The sequence below is a fragment of the Salipiger sp. HF18 genome (assembly GCF_011806505.1).
Taxonomy (GTDB): domain Bacteria; phylum Pseudomonadota; class Alphaproteobacteria; order Rhodobacterales; family Rhodobacteraceae; genus Salipiger; species Salipiger thiooxidans.
In genome coordinates this window covers 1-1241 of the sequence record NZ_JAATOS010000780.1, presented here as the reverse complement: position 1 = coordinate 1241, position 1241 = coordinate 1, and the positions used below count along the sequence as shown (strand labels likewise).

At 72.0% G+C, this 1241-nt stretch carries 1 protein-coding gene and 1 pseudogene; both read right to left on the bottom strand.

What is annotated here, in order from left to right:
* Positions 1-135 precede the first annotated feature (135 nt).
* On the bottom strand, positions 136-759 hold the full coding sequence (cmk, locus tag HC022_RS26860) for a (d)CMP kinase (RefSeq protein ID WP_008884159.1): 624 nt from the start codon (positions 757-759) through the stop codon (positions 136-138).
* A gap of 117 nt (positions 760-876) precedes the next feature.
* Positions 877-1241 (bottom strand): annotated as a pseudogene (locus HC022_RS26855) (3-phosphoshikimate 1-carboxyvinyltransferase); the annotation flags it as partial.

Sequence of the window (1241 nt, the reverse complement as noted above, 5' to 3'; positions counted from 1 at the left end):
GGGTCACCCCGGCGGCGCGGGCGGCGTCGAGGATGGCAAAGGAGTTCTCCTCGGTCGTCGGCCCGTAGAAATCCGCGAAGGACATCGCCCCGATGCCGAGGCACGAGACCTGCGTCCCGCCGATGTTGCGCGTTCTCATTGCCCTGCCCTCTCGCTCATGGTGGCGTTGACCGCGGCGATGGCCTGCGCGACGGCGCTCTCGATGTCCATCTCCGAGGTGTCGAGGATCACCGCGTCCTCCGCCGGGCGCAGCGGCGCGTCGGCGCGGGTGCGGTCGCGGTGGTCGCGCTCCTTCGTCTCGGCGAGCACGGTCTCGTAATCGGTCTCGACCCCGTTGCCCTGCATCTCGTCGAAGCGCCGGCGGGCCCGCACCTCGGCGCTGGCGGTGACGAAGAGCTTGGCCTCGGCCTCGGGGCAGATCACCGTGCCGATATCGCGCCCGTCAAGCACCGCGCCGCCCGACCGCCGGGCGTAGGCGCGCTGGAAATCCACCAGTGCTGCGCGGACCTCGGGGATCGCGGCGACCTTGCTTGCGGCCTGCGCCACCTGCGCCGTGCGCAGCCCCTCGGCCTCGAGATCGGCCGCCACCAGCGCCTGCGCCGCCGCCACCGGCTCGGTGCCGGTCAGCATCAGGCGGCCCACCGCGCGGTAGAGCAGCCCGGTGTCGAGGTGACCGAAGCCGAAATGCGCCGCCAGCCGCTTGCTGATGGTGCCCTTGCCGGCGGCCGCCGGTCCGTCGATGGCGATGGTGAAGCTCATGGGGGCGTGGTCTCCGGTTCGGACAGTGCTCCCCGGCTTATGGCCAGCCCCGCGCCGGGCTGCAAGCCTCGCGGCGCCCGGGCGGTCGTCCCGGCTGAAGACTGCCCGAAAACCGCGTCACCGCGCCTGGCTCTCGCGCGAGATGTCGGCGCCAAGCCCGGTCATCAGACCTTCGAAGAGCGGGAAGGAGGTGGCGATCGGGCCGCCGTCATCCACCCGCATCGGGGAGCGCGTGGCAAGCCCCATCACCAGGAAGGACATGGCGATGCGGTGGTCGAGATGGCTCGCCGTCACCACGCCGCCGGGCACATTGCCGTGGCCAAGACCGTGCACGGTCCACCAGTCCTCGCCCTCGTCGACGGTCACGCCCGCGGCGCGCAGCCCCACGGCCATGGCGTCGATGCGGTCGCTCTCCTTGACGCGCAGCTCCCTCACGCCCGGCATGTGGGTCTTGCCCGTCGCGAAGGCCGCGACCACCGACA